This window comes from Luteibacter sp., assembly GCF_009912395.1.
GTDB lineage: Bacteria > Pseudomonadota > Gammaproteobacteria > Xanthomonadales > Rhodanobacteraceae > Luteibacter.
In genome coordinates, this window is record NZ_WNDO01000021.1 from 22,837 (window position 1) to 42,362 (window position 19,526).

Annotated in this window: 4 protein-coding genes (1 of these 4 running past the window's edge); 1 reads left to right on the forward strand and 3 read right to left on the reverse strand. The window is 65.1% G+C overall.

Features of this window, described 5'->3' with window-relative positions:
- On the reverse strand, positions 1-17,601 hold the 5' portion of the coding sequence (locus tag GAK28_RS17485) for a non-ribosomal peptide synthase/polyketide synthase (protein ID WP_291782086.1). 14,085 nt of this gene lie to the left of the window's left edge; 17,601 of the gene's 31,686 nt are visible here — the first part of the coding sequence; its start codon is at positions 17,599-17,601; its stop codon lies off the left edge, out of view.
- Positions 17,602-18,042: 441 nt separating this feature from the next.
- Entirely contained in the window at positions 18,043-18,240 is a 198-nt protein-coding gene (locus GAK28_RS17490) for a hypothetical protein (RefSeq protein ID WP_291782089.1), read from the reverse strand.
- 150 nt (positions 18,241-18,390) lie between these two features.
- Here GAK28_RS17490 and GAK28_RS17495 point away from each other — a divergent pair, with 150 nt between their 5' ends.
- Positions 18,391-18,975: a GNAT family N-acetyltransferase gene (locus tag GAK28_RS17495; RefSeq protein ID WP_291782092.1), complete on the forward strand. Its 585-nt coding sequence runs from the start codon at positions 18,391-18,393 to the stop codon at positions 18,973-18,975.
- On the opposite strand, the gene GAK28_RS17500 is transcribed toward GAK28_RS17495, so the two are convergent.
- Positions 18,950-19,459, reverse strand: a complete 510-nt coding sequence (locus GAK28_RS17500; protein WP_291782095.1) for a RidA family protein — start codon at positions 19,457-19,459, stop codon at positions 18,950-18,952. The two genes, GAK28_RS17495 and GAK28_RS17500, sit on opposite strands and share 26 nt — an antisense overlap.
- Between the last annotated feature and the right edge of the window lie 67 nt (positions 19,460-19,526).

Below are 19,526 nucleotides of genomic sequence, written 5' to 3' on the forward strand. Positions count from 1 at the left end.
CGTGCGCAAGGTCGGGATCGCCGACTCCGCGTCGCTACCTTCGTGCAACACCACATAAGCCACAAGGCGCTTCTCGCCCGCGCCTACCGCGCGCGCCACCACGGCCACATCGCGCACCTGCGCGCGCTCGCGCAGGCGAGCTTCGATCTCGCCCGGTTCGATGCGGTAGCCGCGGATCTTCACCTGCTCGTCGTTGCGGCCCAGGTACATCAATTGGCCATCGGGCAGGTAACGCACCAGGTCACCCGTACGGTACATGCGCGCTTCGGGCACCGAGCTGAACGGATCGGCAAGGAAACGCTCCGCCGTCAGCTCCGGACGGTTCCAGTAACCGCGCGCCACACCGACACCGCCGACGTACAGCTCACCGGCCGCGCCCAGCGGCACCGGTTGCTGCTGAGCGTCGAGCACATACAGGCGCGTGTTCGCGATCGGTCGGCCGATGGACGGGTTCGTGTCGCCCGGACGCACCACGCCCGAGGTCGCCACCACGGTTGTCTCCGTCGGTCCGTAGTTGTTGGTCACCGTCAGCGAGGCGGGCAGCGACGCCGGCAACGCGCTCAGGCGATCGCCGCCGACCAGCAGGTGACGTAGGCTGCCCGGCAGCGTGTCTTCCATCGCCAACTGAGCCAGCGGCGTCACCAGGAACGCGCTGTCCATCGCCTGCTCGCGCCACCATGGCAACAGCAAGGCGTGATCGCGGTTCGCCGCCGACGGCGGCAGGTGCAGGGTCACGCCGCTGGCCAGGGCCGGCCAGATCTCCCACGCGCTCGCGTCGAAGGCCATGCCCGCCGTCGCTGTCGTGCACTGGCCCGGGGCCAGGTCGAAGGTCCGCGCATGCCAGTCGATGAGGTTGGCGAGCGAGCGGTGCTCGACCATCACGCCCTTGGGCGTGCCGGTCGAACCGGAGGTGTAGATCAGGTAGGCCAGATGACGCGAGGTCAGGCCTTCGATCTGCGGATTCGTCGAGGGCTGGGTGGCCCAGGCTTCCGACGCATCCAGCGCCACGCAAACCACCTCACCCAACGCCTCGCGACCGGCCGCATCGGCCAGCAACAACACCGGCTGCGCGTCGTCCAGTACCTGGCCCAATCGCTCGCTCGCGTAGGTCGGGTCCAGCGGCACATAGGCGCCACCGGCCTTCAGCACCGCCAGCAAGCCCACCACCAGGTCCACGCCGCGCTCCGCACACACAGCCACACGACGGTCCGGCGATACACCCCACGCTACGAGCTGATGCGCCAGTCGATTGGCCCGCGTGTTGAGTTCCGCGTAGCTGACCGCGTCGTCCACCGCGACAAGGGCGAGGGCATCCGGATGATGGATTGCCTGCGTCTCAACCCGTTGGTGAACGCAGGCGTCTTCCGCGAACGCATGTTCCGTCGCGTTCCAGGTATCCAGCACGAGCGTGCGTTCATCGTCGAGCAACAGGGCGACATCCGGCACCCGCGCATGGATATCCGCGCTGACCTGGGCCAGGAAATGCAGGAGGCGATCCGCGTGACGCGCGATCGTCGCATCGTCGAACAGGGCACGATTGAAGCGCAGCTCCAGGTCCATCGAGGCTTGTCGCCCGAACTGCGTATAGAGGAAGGACAAGCCGCCTTCCGGACCGCTCAGCCATTGGATATGGCTGGACTCGCCTTCCAGCTCGACGCCACGCTTGAGGAAGAGCGTGTTCACGCTCACCTCCGTATGCCTGGCATCGAGCCCCAGGCGACGCACGATCTCGCCGAAGGGGTAGCGGCCATGCTTCAGCACGTCGCGGAAGGCTTCCGCGACGCGCGCGATGCCTTCGCCTACCGTGCCCGCCTGCGTGTCCAGTGAAAGGCCCAGCGGTAACGCCTTCGCGAACTGCCCCGGAATATCCAGCGCGTCTCGCGTACGGTTCAGGAAGGCTACGCCGAAAGCGAGATCGCCTTCGCCGCTCACCCGGGACAGATACAGGGTGGTCAACGCCGTGACGCATTCGGCGAGCGATACCGACGCCTCGTCGGCCAGCCTGTTCAGGGCGTCCTGCAATCCCCTCGACAAGGCCCGCGTCACCGAGGCGACACGCTGGGCCTCGTCTTCGGCATGGGGATGGTCGGCCAGCGTCGAAAGCAACGTCGTCTCGGGCCAGCGCGCGCTGGCCGCCTGCCAGAAGACGGCATCTTCCGCGTACGCCGACGAATCCAGATAGGCCTGGTCCGACTTCAATGTGTCGATGAAGAGGCGATCCATCGCGAAGACAGGGTCGGGCGTCTTTTCGAGCAAGGCATAGTTTTTCGCCAGGCGCTCGTAGTAGCGAATGACCGACCAGCCGTCGTACACCATGTGATGGAATCGCAAGGCCACGCAGGCATTGTCCGGCCAGTGGAACACGGCGACCACGCCTTGCCGGTCGTCCGCCGAGGCCATCAGCGCGCGGTGCCAGTCGCGAACCGTCCGCTCCTGTTCCTCGTGCGATGCCGGGGTATCGATGACGATGCGCTCGAAGCGCGTCGTCGGTACCAGCGACTCGTGCTGGCTTCCCGCACGATTCCACTCCAGCCAGCAGGACTGGTGCTGCGCGATCAATCCGCGTGCGGCATCGTCCAGGCGGGCACGATCCGACGACGGCGCGCGGCGCATGATCGCCACCGCCTGGTGCGAACTACCCGCCGGCGCGGCCTGCTCTTGCAGCCACACCGTTTCCTGAGCCAGCGAAAGCGGATACCAGGCGCCCGTGGCAGGTGCCGGGCGGTGGAGCATGCGGTCGAGCGCCGCTTGCTGTCCCGATGACAGCAAGCGCGTCACGCTCTCTTGCCATACCTCGTCCACGGAGGCCTGAGGCATGCGGACCGAGTCTGCAAGGAAGCTCATGTACAACGACAGGATCGCTTCCATGGACGCGGCGTCGAACAGGTCGGCGCTGTAGCTGACGTCCGCGACGAGGCTGTCCTGGCCGTGGCGGAAGATGATCGCGATATCGGCGCCGCGACCGCTCAACCCCCTCGATACGGGAGCCACCGCCAGTTCGCCGAACGAGATATCCGTATCGGGCACCGCCTGCTGCAACTGGCAGAACACCTGGAAAATCGGATCATGCGAGGCGCTGCGCTGCGGGTTGACGGCGGCGACGATCTCGGCGAACGGCAGGTCGCCGTGTTCCAACCCCCACATCAGTGTGTCGATACCCCGCGCCCAGTGATCCTGCACGCTGGTAGACGGCTCGACCCGATGCGGCAGCGCGATGCTGTTGACGAACATGCCGACCATCGATTCGGTACCCGGCAGGCGGCGCCCTTCGGCCACGGTGCCCAGCACGACATCGTGACTACGGGCCAACCGGCCGAGCACGATGGCAAGCGTGGTCTCCAGCAGAACGAACGGCGTGATGCGGTGACTTGCCGCGGCACGCTGGATATCCCTGGCCAGCGCCGCCGGATAGGCGACGTCCAGATGCCCCGTCTCATCGGTCATCACCATGGGGCGCGGACGATCGAACGGCAGGTTGAGACAGGACGGAAGACCGGCCAGTCGCGCGCGCCACGCATGGCGCAGTTCGTCGAGGCGACGGCCATCCAGGTGACGGCGTTGCCACGCGGCGTAGTCGCGGTACTGAAGCGCGGGCACGGTCAGCGATGCACCGTCCCGCACATAGGCCTCGCGGATGTCGCGCCAGATCGCCTGGGACGACACGCCGTCCGTCACCGCGTGATGAATATTCAGCACCAGCCACGCCTGTGTCGGCGACGCCACGAACAGCGTCGCGGCGAACACGGGCCCGTCGAAGCAATCCGGTAGCTCGGCCGCCTGCTCCCTCGCCTGCGTCACGCCATCCTCGGCGACCGGTCGGATCGACAGGCGGAATTCGCCTGCGGCCGCGATCACCGGGACGAAACGCCCCTCCTGCCCCATCGCGTATCGGGTGCGGAGGATCTCGTGCCTGGCGACCGTGGCCTGCAAGGCACGCTCAAGCCTCTCGGGTGCAAGCTCCCCCGTCAGTTGCAGGATCATCGACGAATTCAGCATGCCGCCATGCGTGGCGGCCAGGTGCGTCGCCAGCATGCGCTCTTCCGCGAACGACAACGGCATCGCCCCGCCGCGATCCACTACCGCGAAGACACCGTCCTCGCGCTGTAGCGGCGCATCTTCGATGAGGGCAGCCACACCCGCGACCGTCGGCGTGGCGAAGAGCGCGCGCATGGACAACGACCGGCCGAAGACCTGCTGCAAACGCCCCAGGATGCGTATCGCCAACAGCGAATGACCGCCAAGCGCGAAGAAATCGTCGTGCCGGCCGACTCGCCCCAGGCCGAGAAGATCCTGCCAGATACTCGCCAGCGCCTCTTCCGTGGCGCCCTGCGGTGCCTCGTAGTCGCCATGGGCGAAGGCATCTTCGTCCGGCTCGGGCAAGGCGCGGCGATCGAGCTTGCCGTTGGCCGTCAAGGGCAACGTACCCACGACCACGAAGGCCGCCGGCAGCATGTACGCCGGCAGCCGTTGTTCCAGATGGGAGCGAAGCACCGGCACAATGCCGTCGGCACCGATACCCTCGTGCAGCACCACGTAAGCCACGAGACGCTTTTCGCCGTTCGCGGCGCCACGCGCCACCACGGCCGCGTCCCGGATGCTCTCCAGCTCCAGCAGTCTCGCCTGGATCTCGCCCGGCTCGATACGGAAGCCGCGAATCTTCACCTGCTCGTCGTTGCGTCCCAGGTAGACCAGGTCGCCATCCGGCAAATAGCGCACCAGATCGCCCGTGCGATACATGCGCGCACCCGGGATATCGCTGAACGGATCGGGCAGGAAACGCTCCGCGGTCAATTCGGGACGATTCCAGTAACCCTTGGCGACACCGTCGCCACCGAGGTGCAATTCACCCGGCGCGCCCGCCGGCAGCAACTGTCCCCGCGCATCCAGCACATAGACTCGCGTATTGGCGATGGGACGGCCAATCGGAATATCGGTCGCGTCGTCCGCGACATGGGTCACCGTCGCCGTCGTCGCGTACGTGGTGCTTTCCGTCGGGCCGTAGACGTTAAGAAGCAACGGTGCCACCGGTTGCGCGAGGATATGCCGATACGATGCGGGCTCGGCACGTTCGCCGCCGCTCATCAGCACGCGCAGGCGAGCCAGCACATGCGGGATTTCCCTGGCGTATTGGTTGAAGATCGATGTCGTCGCGAAGAGGACGGTGATCCCCGCCGACTCGATGGCAGCGCTGAGTGCCGCGGGATCCAGCAGGACTTGCCGTTCCACCACGACCAGGGTGCCGCCGTTGAGCAAGGCGCCCCACACCTCCATCGTGCTCGCGTCAAAGGCGGGATTGGCCGCCAGCGCGATGCGGTCCGTCGGACCGAACTCCGCATAGCCGTTGTTGAGGACAAGGCGATTCACGCCGCGATGCGTGATGAGCACGCCCTTGGGCGTGCCAGTCGAGCCGGAGGTGTAGAGCAGGTTGGCGAGGGCATCGCCCGACAGCGACAGCACGGGATTCGCATCCTTCGCCGACGCGGAGGAAGCGGTACCGATGGAAAGTACCGGGATGCCTGCCATATTGCCGGCAACGGAGCCATCGTCGAGCACGCAGCGGACCTCCGCGTCCGCAAGCATCCAGGCCTGACGGTCTTCGGGCGTCTCCGGATCGATGGGGACGTAGATCGCTCCGCACTTGAGGACGGCCAACTCGGCCACGACCAGCCCGATGCCGCGACCCGCACGGATCGCGACGTGTTGCCCGGCCTGGATGCCAAGGTCGACCAGGGCATGCGCCAGGACATTCGCGCGACGATTGAGTTCGTCGTACGTCAGACGGAGATCGCCCGCGACGATGGCGATGGCATCGGGCGTTTCCGCTACCTGATCCTCGAAGATCTCATGGATGCGGCGATCGGCAGGATAAGGACGGGCCGTGGCGTTGCGGGTCTCCAGCAACAAGGTGCGCTCGTCGTCCGGCAGGATCGCCAGCTCGCCTACGGGCATGTCCGGCGCGTGATCGAGCGCGGCGGCCAGGCTTTCCAGTGCGACGCGCATATAGGCGCAGATCGATCGTGGATTAAGCGGCGCCGTGGTCTGGGCCGTCAGGCCGAGGGAATCGCCACCGTCTTCCACCGACAGCGTCAGGGGGTAGTTCGTCCGCTCCTCGCCATGCAATACATCCAGGCCCAGGCCGCTGTCCGCCCCCGAACGGGACGTGTCGATCCGGTTGTGCCGGTAGTTGAGCAACGCGGCGAACAGCGGTGCCGGCGCTTCCACGCCGCTGCACCGCTGGGCGAGTGCCAGCGACGCATGTTCGTGCCGGAGCAGTTCGGCCAGCTTGCGATGCGCCACGCGCACGCTCTCGCGCACGGACGTGCCGTCCATATCCAGGCGCAGGGGCAAGGTATTGATGAACAGGCCCATCGCACGATCGGCACCCTCGCCGGCATGCATGCGCCCAAACAGCACCGTGCCGAACACGGCCGTGTCCTGGCCGCTGCTGCGGGCCACCACCTGGCCCCAGGCCAGGTGGCAGAGACTCGCCAGGCTCACCCCGTGGCGACGCGCCTGCGCACGTAGCCGCTCGTTGAGCTCGCTCGGCAGGACCTCCTGCCACTCCTCGACATCGTAGTCCTCGGCCTGTGTCTCACCCACCCCGAACGGTAGGCAGGAGGTTTCCACGTCTCCCAGCTGGGCACGGAAATACGCCTCATGCTCGGCCTCGCCGATACCGAGGCGGGCCTGCGCCACCAGGCGACGGAACGGCTCCGCAGGCGGCAGGCTTTCACCCTGCCCGGCCAGGATCGTCTTCACCTCGTCGAGCAGGATGTCCAGGCCGGCGTGATCGATGATCAGGTGATGCAGGCGCAACGCCACATACCAGCGATCCGTTGATGCATCCCTGGCGATATCGAAGCGGAGCAAGGGCGCGCGCCCCAGGTCGATACGATGATCGCGCGGATCCACTCGCGCCATGAGCTGGTCCGCCACGGAACCATCCGCGGCGTCCAGCGTCCACGACGTGACCTCGATCTCGGCATGGCGCAGGACGACCTGCGCCGGACGCGACAGGCGGTCCCAGAAGAAGGCGGTGCGCAGAATGTCGTGACGATCGACGACCTGTTGCACGGCGTCGAGGAAACGATCGACCGAGCCACGCTCATGCGCACAGAGCAGCGCCCGCTGGAGATAGGGATCGCCCTTCTCCGCCATCATGTGATGGAACAGGATGCCGTCCTGCAAGGGCGACAGGGCGTAGATGTCCTGGATCTGGGACACGCCGCCGGGCACCTGGGCTGCGATATGGTCGATGTCCGCCTGGGTCAGTTCGATCAGCGGCAGCATCGACGGCTGGATCGACGCGGTACCCGGCACGATGAGGTTCTCCGGCACCGCAACCTCGTGCGTGCCACCCAGCATGCCCGCCAGTTCGCGCAAGGTCGGCGAGGCGAACAGCGCGCGCACTTCCAGCGAGAGTCCGTGGCGACGTAGCCGCTCCATGTGCTGGATCGCCAGCAGCGAATGGCCGCCCAGCGCGAAGAAGTTGTCGTTGCGACCGACCTGCTCCACGTGCAGCAGTTCCTGCCAGATGCGCGCCAGCGTCTCCTCGACTTCGCCCAGCGGCGCCTCGTAAAGCTCGCGAACGAAGGCTGCTTCGTCCGGTGCCGGCAAGGCCTTGCGATCCAGCTTGCCGTTGGGGGTCAGCGGCAACGCGCCGATCGGCACGAAGGCCGACGGCAGCATGTAATCAGGGAGCGCCTGGCTCAGACGGGCACGCGCATCGGCGACGACGTCGTCCGCATCGCCGCCGTCGCGCGGCACGATATAGGCCACGAGCCGTTTGCCGCCCGCACCGTCGCCAAGGGCGATCACCGCTGCATCCCGCACGGTCTCCTGTGCCAGCAGGTGCGCCTCGATCTCGCCCGGCTCGATGCGGAAACCGCGGATCTTCACCTGCTCGTCGTTACGACCCAGATAGACCAGGTGGCCGTCCGGCAGGTAGCGCGCCAGGTCGCCCGTGCGGTACATCCTTGCGTCGGGCGTCGTGCTGAACGGGTCGCGCAGGAATCGCTCCGCCGTCAGTTCGGGACGGTTCCAGTAGCCACGCGCGACGCCGGCACCACCGATGAACAGCTCGCCCACGGCGCCCAGCGGTACGGGCTGCTGGTGGTCGTCGAGCAGGTACAGGCGCGTGTTCGCGATCGGCCGACCGATCGGCACCGTCGCCGTCTCCTCGCCCGTGGCTTCGTAGATCGCACAACCGACCACGGTCTCCGTCGGGCCGTATTCGTTGACCATGCGGATGCCGGGTTGCAGGTGCTTCCAGTCGCCGACCACCTGCGGTGGCAACGCTTCGCCGCCGATCACCAGAAGGTCCACGTTCGACCGCGCGCCGCGTGCCCGCAATCCCTTTCCCAGCAGGTCCAGATGGCTCGGCGTGATCTTCAGCAAACCGGCGTCGTCGCCGACCAGGGCATCCAACTCGTCGATCTCGCGTCCCGATCCCAGCAGCACCACTTCCGCGCCGCACAGCAAGGGCACGATGAGACTGGTCACCGTCGCGTCAAAGGCCAGCGAGGACGATACGGTGGCCCGTCGCGGCGCATACGCCTGAACAGCCCAATGCAGGTAGTTCACGGCCGCCCGGTGCTCGATCATCACGCCCTTGGGCGTACCGGTGGAACCCGAGGTGTAGATCATGTACGCCAGGTGATGCGACGCCAGGCCGTGGACCTGCGGGCGGTCTCCGGAAAGCGCCGACCAAGGCGTATCGTCGTCCAGGTCAACCACACCGAGGCCCTCGGGCAAGGCGCCGAGGCTCGCGCGCCCTTCCCTGTCGTGAACGAGCAGGACAGGTTGTGCGTCGACGAGCACCTGCGCCAAGCGCTCGCCCGCATACGTGGGGTCCAATGGCACGTAGGCGCCGCCGGCCTTCAGGATCGCCAGCAGGCCCACCACCATGTCCACGCCGCGCGCCACGCACAAGGCCACGCGGTCGTCCGGACGTATGCCGCGATCGACCAGGTGATGCGCGAGGCGGTTCGCGCGAGCGTCGAGGTCCGCGTAGCCAACCCGCTCCTCGCCAGCGATCAGGGCGATGGCGTCGGGTGTTCGCGTCACCTGCGCCTCGAACATCCGATGGACGCAGGTGTCCTGCGGATAGTTCCTGTCCGTCGCGTTCCAGGTGTCCAGGAGCAGTGTGCGTTCCTCGTCCGGAATGATCGCAAGATCGCGCACGGGAACGGTCGGCGCCGTCTCGAGCGCCGTTGCCAGGCTCGTCAATGCGCGGTGCATATAGGACGCGACCGCACGTGCATCGAGCGGCCGCACCACCTGTACCGTCAGGCCCAGGCTGTCGCCGCCATCTTCCACCGATAGCGTAAGGGGATAGCTGGTACGTTCTTCCGCACTCAGCAACTCGATACCCAACTGGCGAATCGCGTCCAGCCCGGCACCCAGGTCGCGGTTATGGCGATAGTTAAGCAAGGCGCCGAACAACGGCGCCGGGGCCTGCACGCCACTGCAACGCTGGGCCAGGGCCAGCGAGGCATGTTCGTGCTGCAACAGGTCGGCCAGCTTGCGGTGCGTGAGCTTCACGCTATCCAGCACCGGCGTATCGTCCAGGTCCAGCCGCAGGGGCAAGGTGTTGATGAACAGGCCCATCGCACGATCGGCGCCTTCACCGCCGTCCATGCGCCCGAACAGCACCGTGCCGAACACGGCGATGTCCTGTCCGCTGGTCCGCGCCACGACCTGGCCCCAGGCCAGGTGGCACAGGCTCGCCAGGCTGACGCCATGACGCCGGGCCTGCTCGCGCAGGCGCGCGTTAAGCGACGCCGACAGCGTTTCGCGGAACTCGTCCACGCCCTCGCCATCGCCATGCACCTCGCCAAACCCGAAGGGTAGGCTCGGCGTATCCACGTCGGCCAATTGTGTACGGAAGTACGTCGCATGAACGTCTTCCGAGGTACCCAGGCGCGCCTGTGCGATCAGCTGCCGGAACGGCAGGGCCGGTGCGAGAACTCCCTCACCACCGGAGAGGATCGTCCGCACTTCGTCGAAAAGGATTTCGAGCCCCGAATGATCGCTCGCCAGATGATGCAGGCGAAGCGCGACATGCCAGCGATCATTCTCGGCATCGTGGGCGACGTCGAAACGTAGCAAGGGTGCGCGTTCAAGGTCGACCCGGTGATGGCGCGGATCGACACGCGAGACCAGCTGCGCACCGATCGAACCGTTCGCGGGATCGAGCTGCCATGTCGTCACCTCGACCGTGGCGTGACGCCACACGACCTGGGCCGGCTGCGGCAGTTGGTCCCAGACAAACGACGTGCGCAGGATGTCGTGCCGATCGACGACCGTTTGCACGGCAGCCAGGAAGCGATTCAGCAGATCCTCGTCCGCCATGGCCAGTTCGACCAGGAGCATGTACGGATCGCCCTGCTTCGCGATCAGATGGTGGAAGAGGATGCCATCCTGCAACGGCGACAGCGCGTAGATATCCTGGATATTGGAGACGCCGCCAGGCACTTTCGCGACGATACGATCGATGTCCTCTTGCGCAAGGTCGATCAACGGAAGCATCGAAGGCACGATAGCCGCGGCATTTGGTCCGATACCGTTCACAGGCACGGCGATTTCATGACCCTGCCTGAGCATGGCAGCGACTTCGCGCAGGTTCGGCGCGGCGAAAAGCGCCCGCACTTCCAGCGACAATCCTTCGTCTCGAAGCCGTTCCATGTGCTTCACGGCAAGCAGTGAGTGGCCACCCAAGGCAAAGAAATTGTCGTTACGCCCTACCCGCTCGACACCCAAAAGCTCTTGCCACAGTGTCGCGAGAAGCTCTTCCATAGGACCCGTAGGCGCTTCATAGACTTCTCGCGCATAGGCACTGTCGTCCGGTGCGGGAAGCGACTTGCGATCCAACTTGCCGTTCGGCGTCAGCGGTAGCACGTCCAGAATGACGAAGGCCGATGGCACCATGTAATCGGGAAGTCGCTGTGCGAGCTGCGCGCGTATCGCCTCAAGAGTAGCGTCACGATGCATGTCCTTGTGCAGCACGATATAGGCGACGAGGAACTTTCCGCCCGAAGCATCTCTTGCGACCACCGCCGCATCGCGAATGCTGCCGTGCTCAAGCAATCGACCTTCTATTTCACCCAGTTCGATGCGAAAACCACGGATTTTTACCTGGTCGTCGTTGCGTCCCAGATAGACGATGGTACCGTCCGGAAGATGCCTTGCGAGGTCGCCCGTGCGATACATCCGCGCGCCCGGCACGTTACTGAATCGATCGGACACGAATCGTTCCGCGGTGAGGTCCGGTCGATTGAGGTACCCTCGCGCCACCTGAACGCCGCCAATGTACAGCTCGCCTACCGCACCCTGAGGTACCGGCTGGGCAAAGGCATCCAACAGGTAGATCGATGTATTGGCGATGGGCTTCCCGATGGGGATATTGTCCGGTAGCTCGCTTCCTTCGCATGGCCACGCCGTGACGTCGACGGCGGCCTCCGTGGGACCATAGAGATTATGCAGCGCGACCGAAGGCAGCGCCTGGCGGAACTTCCTCGCGAGCGCGCCCGGGAGCGCCTCGCCACTGCACATGACATGGCGCAGGGTTGGCAGACCATCCGCCTTGCCGCTATCGACGAAGAGCTGAAGCATCGACGGAACGAAATGCAGGATGGTGATGCCATGCCTGCGAATCGCCTCGGCCAGGTAAGACGGATCCTTGTGCCCTTGCGGACGCGCCATCACCAGGCGAGCGCCATGCAGCAATGGCCAGAAGAACTCCCACACGGACACGTCGAAGCCGAACGGTGTCTTCTGCAGTACCGCATCCGCCTCGGTGAGCCCATAGGCTTCCTGCATCCAGAGAAGCCGATTCACCACACCACGGTGTTCGTTCATCACCCCTTTGGGGCGCCCTGTCGATCCGGAGGTATAGATCACATAAGCGAGCGCGGAGGGATCGAAACCCGGGACGACGGGGTTAAGTGGCGAGCGGTGCCCCCACGGCCTTGAAGGATCGTCCAGTTCGAGCACCGCCACCTGGGGAGACAACGACAACGTGCCATGCAGGGCGGCTGTCGTAAGCAGCACCTGCGGGGCGCTGTCCTCCAGCATCCATTCAAGGCGATCCACCGGATAGGACGGGTCTAGCGGCACGTAGCCGGCACCCGCCTTCAGCACGGCCAGCAGACCCACCACCATACCTACACTGCGCTCCGCGTACACGGCGACGCGGGCGTCAGGACCCACGCCTTTGCTCGCAAGCTCATGCGCAAGACGATTCGCTTCCGCATTGAGCCACGCATACGTCACCTGCTCATCGTCCGCGACGACGGCGACGATATCCGGCGTACGTTCGGCCTGCGCCTCGAACCGCTGGTGGATGCCGAGATCGGTCGGGTACGTACGCTCCGTTGCATTCCACGCGGTCAACAGGCGCGCGCGTTCTTCCCTCTCCAGGATATCGATGCCACCTACCGCCTGAAGCGGGTCAACCGACATCGTGTTGAGCACGCAGAGCAAGGCATGGCGATGTCGTTCCATCGTCTCGGCATCGAACAAGGCCGTGGCGTAACGCAGGTTGCCTTCCAACCTCCCCTCACGCTCACCGAGGTTCAGCTCAATGTCGTACTTCACCGGCATCCATGGCACGTCCATGGCCTGGCCTTGAACACCCTGGACATCCCATTGACCGATCACATCGTCATCCCAGGCCAGTAGCACCTGGAAGATCGGCGTATGTTCAAGGTGGCGCGGCGGCTTCACCGCTTCCACCACCTGCTCGAAAGGCAGGTCCTGATGAACCTGCGCGTCCGCCGTTACCCGACGCACGCGATTCAGCAACGTGGCGACGTCTGGACGTTCCGACAGGTCGATTCGCAGGGCAAGGCTGTTGACGAAAAAGCCGACCAGAGATTCGGTCTGGACATGACCTCGGTTGGCACCGGCAATACCGATGACCAGATCCTCCTGGCCCGAGAGCCTGGCCAGTACGGAAGCCCACGCGGCCAGCACGCCCATGAACAGGGTGGCGCCGTGGTCCTGCGCGAACGTTTTCAGACGCCGAGTGGCCGCCTCGTCCAGCGACACCGGTACGCTGGCACCGTCGAAGCTCTGTAGCGGCGGGCGCGCCCTGTCCGTGGGCAATGCCAGCAGGACGGGAGCATCGGCCAATTGTCGTTTCCAATAAGCCGACTGCTCCGCCAGACGCTCGCCGTGCATCCATGCACGTTGCCATGCCGCGTAGTCGGGATACTGAATATCCAGCGAAGGCAGCGGGTCGCCCCGGTCTTCCCGGAAGGCGGCATATAGGGCAGACAACTCCCTCAGCAACACGCCCACCGACCAACCATCGGAAACGATGTGATGCTGGGTCAGCAGGAACGCATGGTCGTCGTCTGCCAGTTCGATCCAGCGCGCACGCACGAGCGGACCTACCGCCAGATCGAAGGTCGCGCTCCCTTCTTCCTGGTGCAACCGACTCAGCGCAGCGGACGGGTCTTGCTCGCCACGCAGATCGTCTTCGCGCCACGGCATGCCCTGTCCAGCAGGAAGAAGGCGCACCTGGGGCGTGCCACCCACGCTGACGAAATGGCTGCGCAGGGCTTCGTGGCGTGCCCATACCGTATCCAGCGCGCGACGCCACGCCGCCTTGTCCAGCGATCCGCGAAGCCGCAGGCCGAGGGGGATGTGATAACTCTCGTTATGCTCGTCGAGTTGCGCGAGGAACCACAGGCGCTGTTGGGCGAACGACAAGGGCAGCACGGCGTCGCGCGACACGCTCTCGATCGTCGTCGAGTCGTATCGTGCCCCGGCAAGACGCTGCGACACGGTTTCGCCCAGCCCGGCCAGCGTGGGTGCGGCAAACAGGGCGGACAGCGGAAGCTCGATCTGGAACAGGGACGGTAGACGACTCAGCAGCCTGACGGCCAGCAATGAATGGCCGCCCAGTGCGAAGAAATCGTCATGCCGCCCGACCCGATCGACGCCCAGCAATGCCTGCCATGTCGCGGCCAGCGCTTCTTCGACGTCACCTGACGGCGCTTCGTAACGCTCACGGGAAAAGGCATCGTCGTCGAGAGCGGGCAACGCGCGACGATCCAGCTTGCCGTTGGTCGTGAGCGGCAGCGCGGCCAAGCGAACGAACGCGGACGGGACCATGTAGTCCGGCACGTGTCGACCCATGCGCGTACGCAGCGTAGGCATCGTGGCATCGGCGTCGATACCGTCTCCCAACACCACGTAAGCGACAAGTCGCTTCTCGCCCGCCGTCGGCACGTGCGCGACGACGACGGCGTCGTTTACCTCGTCCAACCCTCGCAGCGTCGCTTCTACGTCGCCCAGTTCGATGCGGAACCCGCGGATCTTCACCTGCTCGTCGTTGCGTCCCAGGTAGGCCAGCCTGCCGTCTGGCAGGAAGCGCACCACGTCGCCCGTGCGATACATCCGTGCCCCCGGAACCCGGCTGAACGGATCGGCGAGAAAGCGTTCGGCCGTCAGTTCCGGTCGCCGCCAGTAGCCACGCGCCACGCCTGCGCCACCCACGTAGAGCTCGCCCGTGGCACCCGGCGGTACGAGCCGCCGCTGGGCATCAAGCACGTATACGCGTGTATTGGCGATGGGACGGCCGATGGACGGCTGTATGTCGCCCGCCTCGACGACACCGGAGGTCGCCACCACCGTCGTTTCCGTGGGGCCATAGTTGTTGGTCAGTCGTATATGCGCCGGCAACGAGGCAGGCACGTCGGCGAGACGATCGCCACCCACCAGCAGATGGTTCAGGCTCGACGGCAACGTACCGTCCATCGCGAGCTGGGCCAGCGGCGTGACAAGGAAAGCGCTGTCCACCGGCTGCTCACGCCACCAGGGCAACAGCATGGCGGGATCGCGGCTGATCCGCGACGGTGGCAGGTGCAGCGTGACGCCGCTGGCCAGCGCTGGCCAGAGTTCCCACGCGCTGGCGTCGAAGGCGACACCCGCGGTGGCCGTGCTGTGCTGGCCCGCCGCGAGGCCGAAAGTCTCCGCGTGCCAGGCAATGAGGTTGACGAACGTACGATGCTCGACCATCACGCCCTTGGGCGTGCCGGTCGAACCGGACGTGTAGATCAGGTACGCGAGATCGCCCGGAACCAGGCCAGGCACCTGCGGATCGCTCGCCGGCCATGCGGAGCCGAGTGTGACGTCATCCAGGGCGAGGCTGCCCGCACCCGCGGCGCCCATGGCCTGTCGGCCTGCGACGTCGGCCAGTATCGCGGCAGGCTCGACATCGGCGAGGGTCTGTTCGAGGCGATCGGCAGGATAGGCGGGGTCCAGGGGAACGTAAGCGGCGCCGGCCTTCAGTACGGCGAGCAGCCCGGTCACCAGGGCCACACTGCGTTCCGCGCAGACGGCTACGCGATCGTCCCGCCCTACGCCCAGATCGATGAGATGGTGCGCAAGGCGGTTGGCCTGCGCGTTCAATGCCGCATAGCTGACCTGCTCGTCGCCCCGGACAAGCGCGAGCGCATCCGGATTCCGTGCCACCTGCTCCTCGAACAAGGCGTGGATGCAGCGAGCGGTGTCGTATGCCCGCTCCGTGGCGTTCCAGGTATCGAGCAAGAGGTGTCGCTCTTCGGGCGACAGCAGCGTCACCTCGTTTGCAGGCGCGTGCAGATCGGTCGATGCGCTGGCAAGGTAATCCAGCAGCCGATCGGCATGGCGCGCTACCGATACGTCGTTGAAGACGGATTGGTTGAAGCGAAGCTCCAATCCCATCGGCGCGTTTCGACCGAACTGCGTGAAAAGGAAAGACAGACCTGCCTGCGGGCCGCTCAACCATTTCAGGTGGGCTGGCTCGCCGCCGAGTTCCAGGCTGCGCTTCAGGAAAAGCGTGTTGACGCTGACATCGACGTGGCGCGGATCGAGTCCATGGTGACGGACCAGCTCACTGAACGGATAGCGCCCGTGAGCCATCACGTCACGGAACATGCTGGCCGACGCGCCGATGCGCGCGCCGATCGTATCGCCACCGGCGGAGGACAAACGCAGCGGAAGCACTTTCGCGAACTGCCCGAGGGTATCGAGCATGTCGCGTGTACGGTTGAGGTAAGCCACGCCGATGACGATCTCGTCTTCACCGGCCATGCGTGCCAGGTACATGGCCGTGAGCGCGGTCAGGCACTCCGAAGGCGTAACCGACGCCTCGTCGGCGAGCCGCTGGATGGCGGCCTGCAACTCGGGCGACAAAGTACGCGTGACCGACGCGACACGGAACGGCGTACCGATGGCGTGCGGGCGATCGGCCAGCACCGCGAGAAGCGACGTCTCCGGAAGCCCCGCCAGGTCGTGGTGCCAGAAAGCGCCGTCCTCCGTATAGGTCGCGGAATCCTCATAAGCCAGGTCCAACGCCAGGCTGTCGAGATAATGGCGGTCCAACGTGAAACGATGGGATGGATCGCGCGCCAGCAGGGCGTAGTTCTTTGCCAGGTTCTCGGCCGTGCGCAGGGTCGTCCAGCCATCGGTCACCAGGTGATGCAGGCGCCAGACGACCCACGACGTGTCCGCCCAGTGGAACACGGCCGCGATGCCCTGCATGTCGATGTCGGCGATGAGGTCGCGATGCCACTGGCGAACGATCTCGGTACGTGCATGTTCGTCGGCAATCGATTCATTGACGAAATTCGCCCGCGTCGTCATTGGCGCTGTCGACTGACGTTGCCAGCCGGCATCGTTCCATTGGAGCCAGAATGCCTGGTTCTGCGCGATCACCGCGTCGACGGCCGCTTCCAGCCATCCGCGATTCACCGATGGCCCACAACGCAACACCGATATCGTCTGGTAAGAGCTTCCCGGCGTCGCCTGTTCTTCGATCCAGATGGCCTTTTGTGCGGTCGAAAGCGGGTACCAGGCGCCCGGATCGCTCCGGCCAGGCAAGCGATGCCCGACACCGGGCTGATCGGCGGCTGTCCACGTTTCGTTGCTCAGCCGCCATAGGTCCTCGACGCGGGTGTCGGGGGCATCCAACGCCGCCATCGCGAACGAAACGTACAAAGCCCCCAGGCTCTTCGCCGATGCCTCGTCGAAGAGACGTCCGTCGTAAACCACCTCGAAAGACAAGCCGTCGTCGCCCTGCTGCACGCAGATGGCGAAATCGACGCCGGTTGGGATCACCGCGCCGCCGTCCGTCGACCACGAAAAGAACACCTGGAAGATGGGATGATGCGAGGTCTCCGTATCCAGCCCCATGGCGGCAACTTTGTCCTCGAAAGGCAGGCCGGCGTGATCGCGAGCCCACCGCGAGGCCTGCTCCGACTGTTCCCAGCATGCGCGTAGGGATGACGATCTCTCGACACGGTAAGGCAACACATCGATCTCGTCGCCTCCGTTGCCATCCGCACCGATCACGATGTCCCTGCTCGCCGCCAGTGTCGCGCAAAGCGCGGCGAAGCTGCCCGCCATGATCGCGAAGGGCGCCACCGCGCCGGACGTCGAAACATGGGTCAGCGCGTCCAGAAGGCCCGATGGGCAGGCTATCGCGCAACGCGACAGGCCGGTGCCGGCGCGCAGGGAGCGCGGACGGTCGAACGGAAGGTCGATGCGTACCGGCTGGCCGGCAAGATGCGCGCGCCAGGCGCGACGAAGCTCAACGAGACTGTCGTTCATAGGAAACGCACTCCAATAACCATCCTGATTAATGGCGGACTTCAGCCATAAGAACTTCTTTCCATCGTTCCTCGCGAATCCAACGCACAAGGGGACTCACCGCACTAAGCTCAGTTAGCGCGTCGATCCGACGAAACGATGTCATGGGGACCCGAACATATATCGCGTTGCATGGCGCCTTTATGACCACAAGGTCACCACGCATACAACGATTCACGCGTTGCCGGTCAACACCATCCGGCCTGCCATTCGCGCATGGGCATACACCTTCGGCACGGTGCGCCATGGCACCGCGCCAGGACCTTGTCGGCTCGTATCAATCCCACGTTGCCAGTCCTTATTTCCGGTTTGATCGACGCGCCCTCTTCTTCGCGGCGACCGTGTTCATCTTCATTACAGATTCCGAAAGTAACGCTTTTACGCATTTTTCTTCGATACCTATCAGGGCGTGTTTTCGGCCACAAACAGGAAAGGCAACGTGCGCGAAGCGTTAGCTGTGACGTTCGTCGCAATACGCAGCCAAAAAAATAGGGCCCGCAATCCTTGCATGCGCAAGGTATGCACGGAAAAGTGCGCCTTGAGATGGCGCGCCAAAGGGTTCATGCCGATATTGTTCCTTTGCATGAGATGTTTCGACATGCATGCGTCGATAGCGTCTTGCTGCCATACGCCAAAGCATGGAAGCGCGACGATACATCCTGACTCGGCACTGTCGTGTCGGCGTCACCTTTGTCGGGGAGCATGCCCGGCAAAGAGGAGCCGAGGCGGGTGAGGTATCCTTTGCCCCCCATGAGCACTCCCCTTCCCTCGAACTACACCATCGCCCCTGCCAGCACCGCCATCGACTTCGATGCCCTGGATTTTTCATCCGATATCGATGAAGTGGCCGCTCCGCCCTACGACAAGGGTCGCATCGTCGCCACGAATCCGGTGAAGTCACGGATCCGACGTCATCTGACTGGCCACTACGACCACTATCGCTCCACGGCCCTCGCGGAGCTGTTCGTGCTGCGCGATGGCGATACGCCCATAGGCTTCGCGGCGTGCTCCACGTACCTGCATGGGTACGCCGCGCTGGACGAGGTCTCGGTGGACCGGGCCCATCGTGAAAAAGGCCTGGGCGCGGCGCTTGTCGATCGCGTCGTCCAGTGGGCACGCGACAACGACTATGAGGGCGTGAGGGGAGAGACCCAGCACGACAATCTCCGCGCATGCGCTCTTTGCGAGCGCAAAGGTTTCACCCTGGGTGGATTCGATCAGCTGGTGTACGCCACCCACGGCATACATGCCGGCAAGGTGGCGCTGTACTGGTACCTTCGCTTCGGGAGCAGCCGCGCGATGGACGAACTCAGTGGTGGGCCGGAGGCGGCCTGACTGCCGTCACTTCTACCTCGACGAGGTAACCTGGATTCACGAGGCCAGCCGCCTGCAATGAGGAGCGCGCTGGCAGGTTCGGCTGCCCTGACGTACCGAAGTACTGTCGATAGGCCGCGGTGAAACCTTCCAGGTCCATGCGCCCACCAAGACGAGGGTCACCGACCAGGAACACCTGCATCTTCACCACGTCCCCCATGCCCAATCCCATCTCCTTCAACTGACGCTCAATCGATGCGAACACGCCCTGGGCCTGGGTTTTCGTGTCGCCATAGGCATCTACCGAATCAACGGGCGCGCTGGCGGAGATGCGTGGGGGCACGACGCCGCTGACGAACACGAGCGAAGCGTCGGCCGGTACTTCCACCGCCGCCGAGATCGGCAGGGTGTTCCCGCGATTGGGGTGACGGACCACGCCAGCGCTGGCGGCAGCGGCGGATAGCAGGAGAAGACCGGCGATGCCGGCATGAAGGAACGTACGCATGTCATGGCCTCGACGGGGAATGTTTCGCCAGTCTGCGGTGGCCATGTGTCCGGGGCATGTGCGCCGG

Excerpts from the sequence above, each read along its gene's own strand:
- GAK28_RS17490 (WP_291782089.1), bottom strand. The coding sequence starts at position 18,240 with ATGTCGAAACATCTCATGCAAAGGAACAATATCGGCATGAACCCTTTG.
- GAK28_RS17495 (WP_291782092.1), top strand. The coding sequence starts at position 18,391 with ATGAGCACTCCCCTTCCCTCGAACTACACCATCGCCCCTGCCAGCACC.
- GAK28_RS17500 (WP_291782095.1), bottom strand. The coding sequence starts at position 19,459 with ATGCGTACGTTCCTTCATGCCGGCATCGCCGGTCTTCTCCTGCTATCC.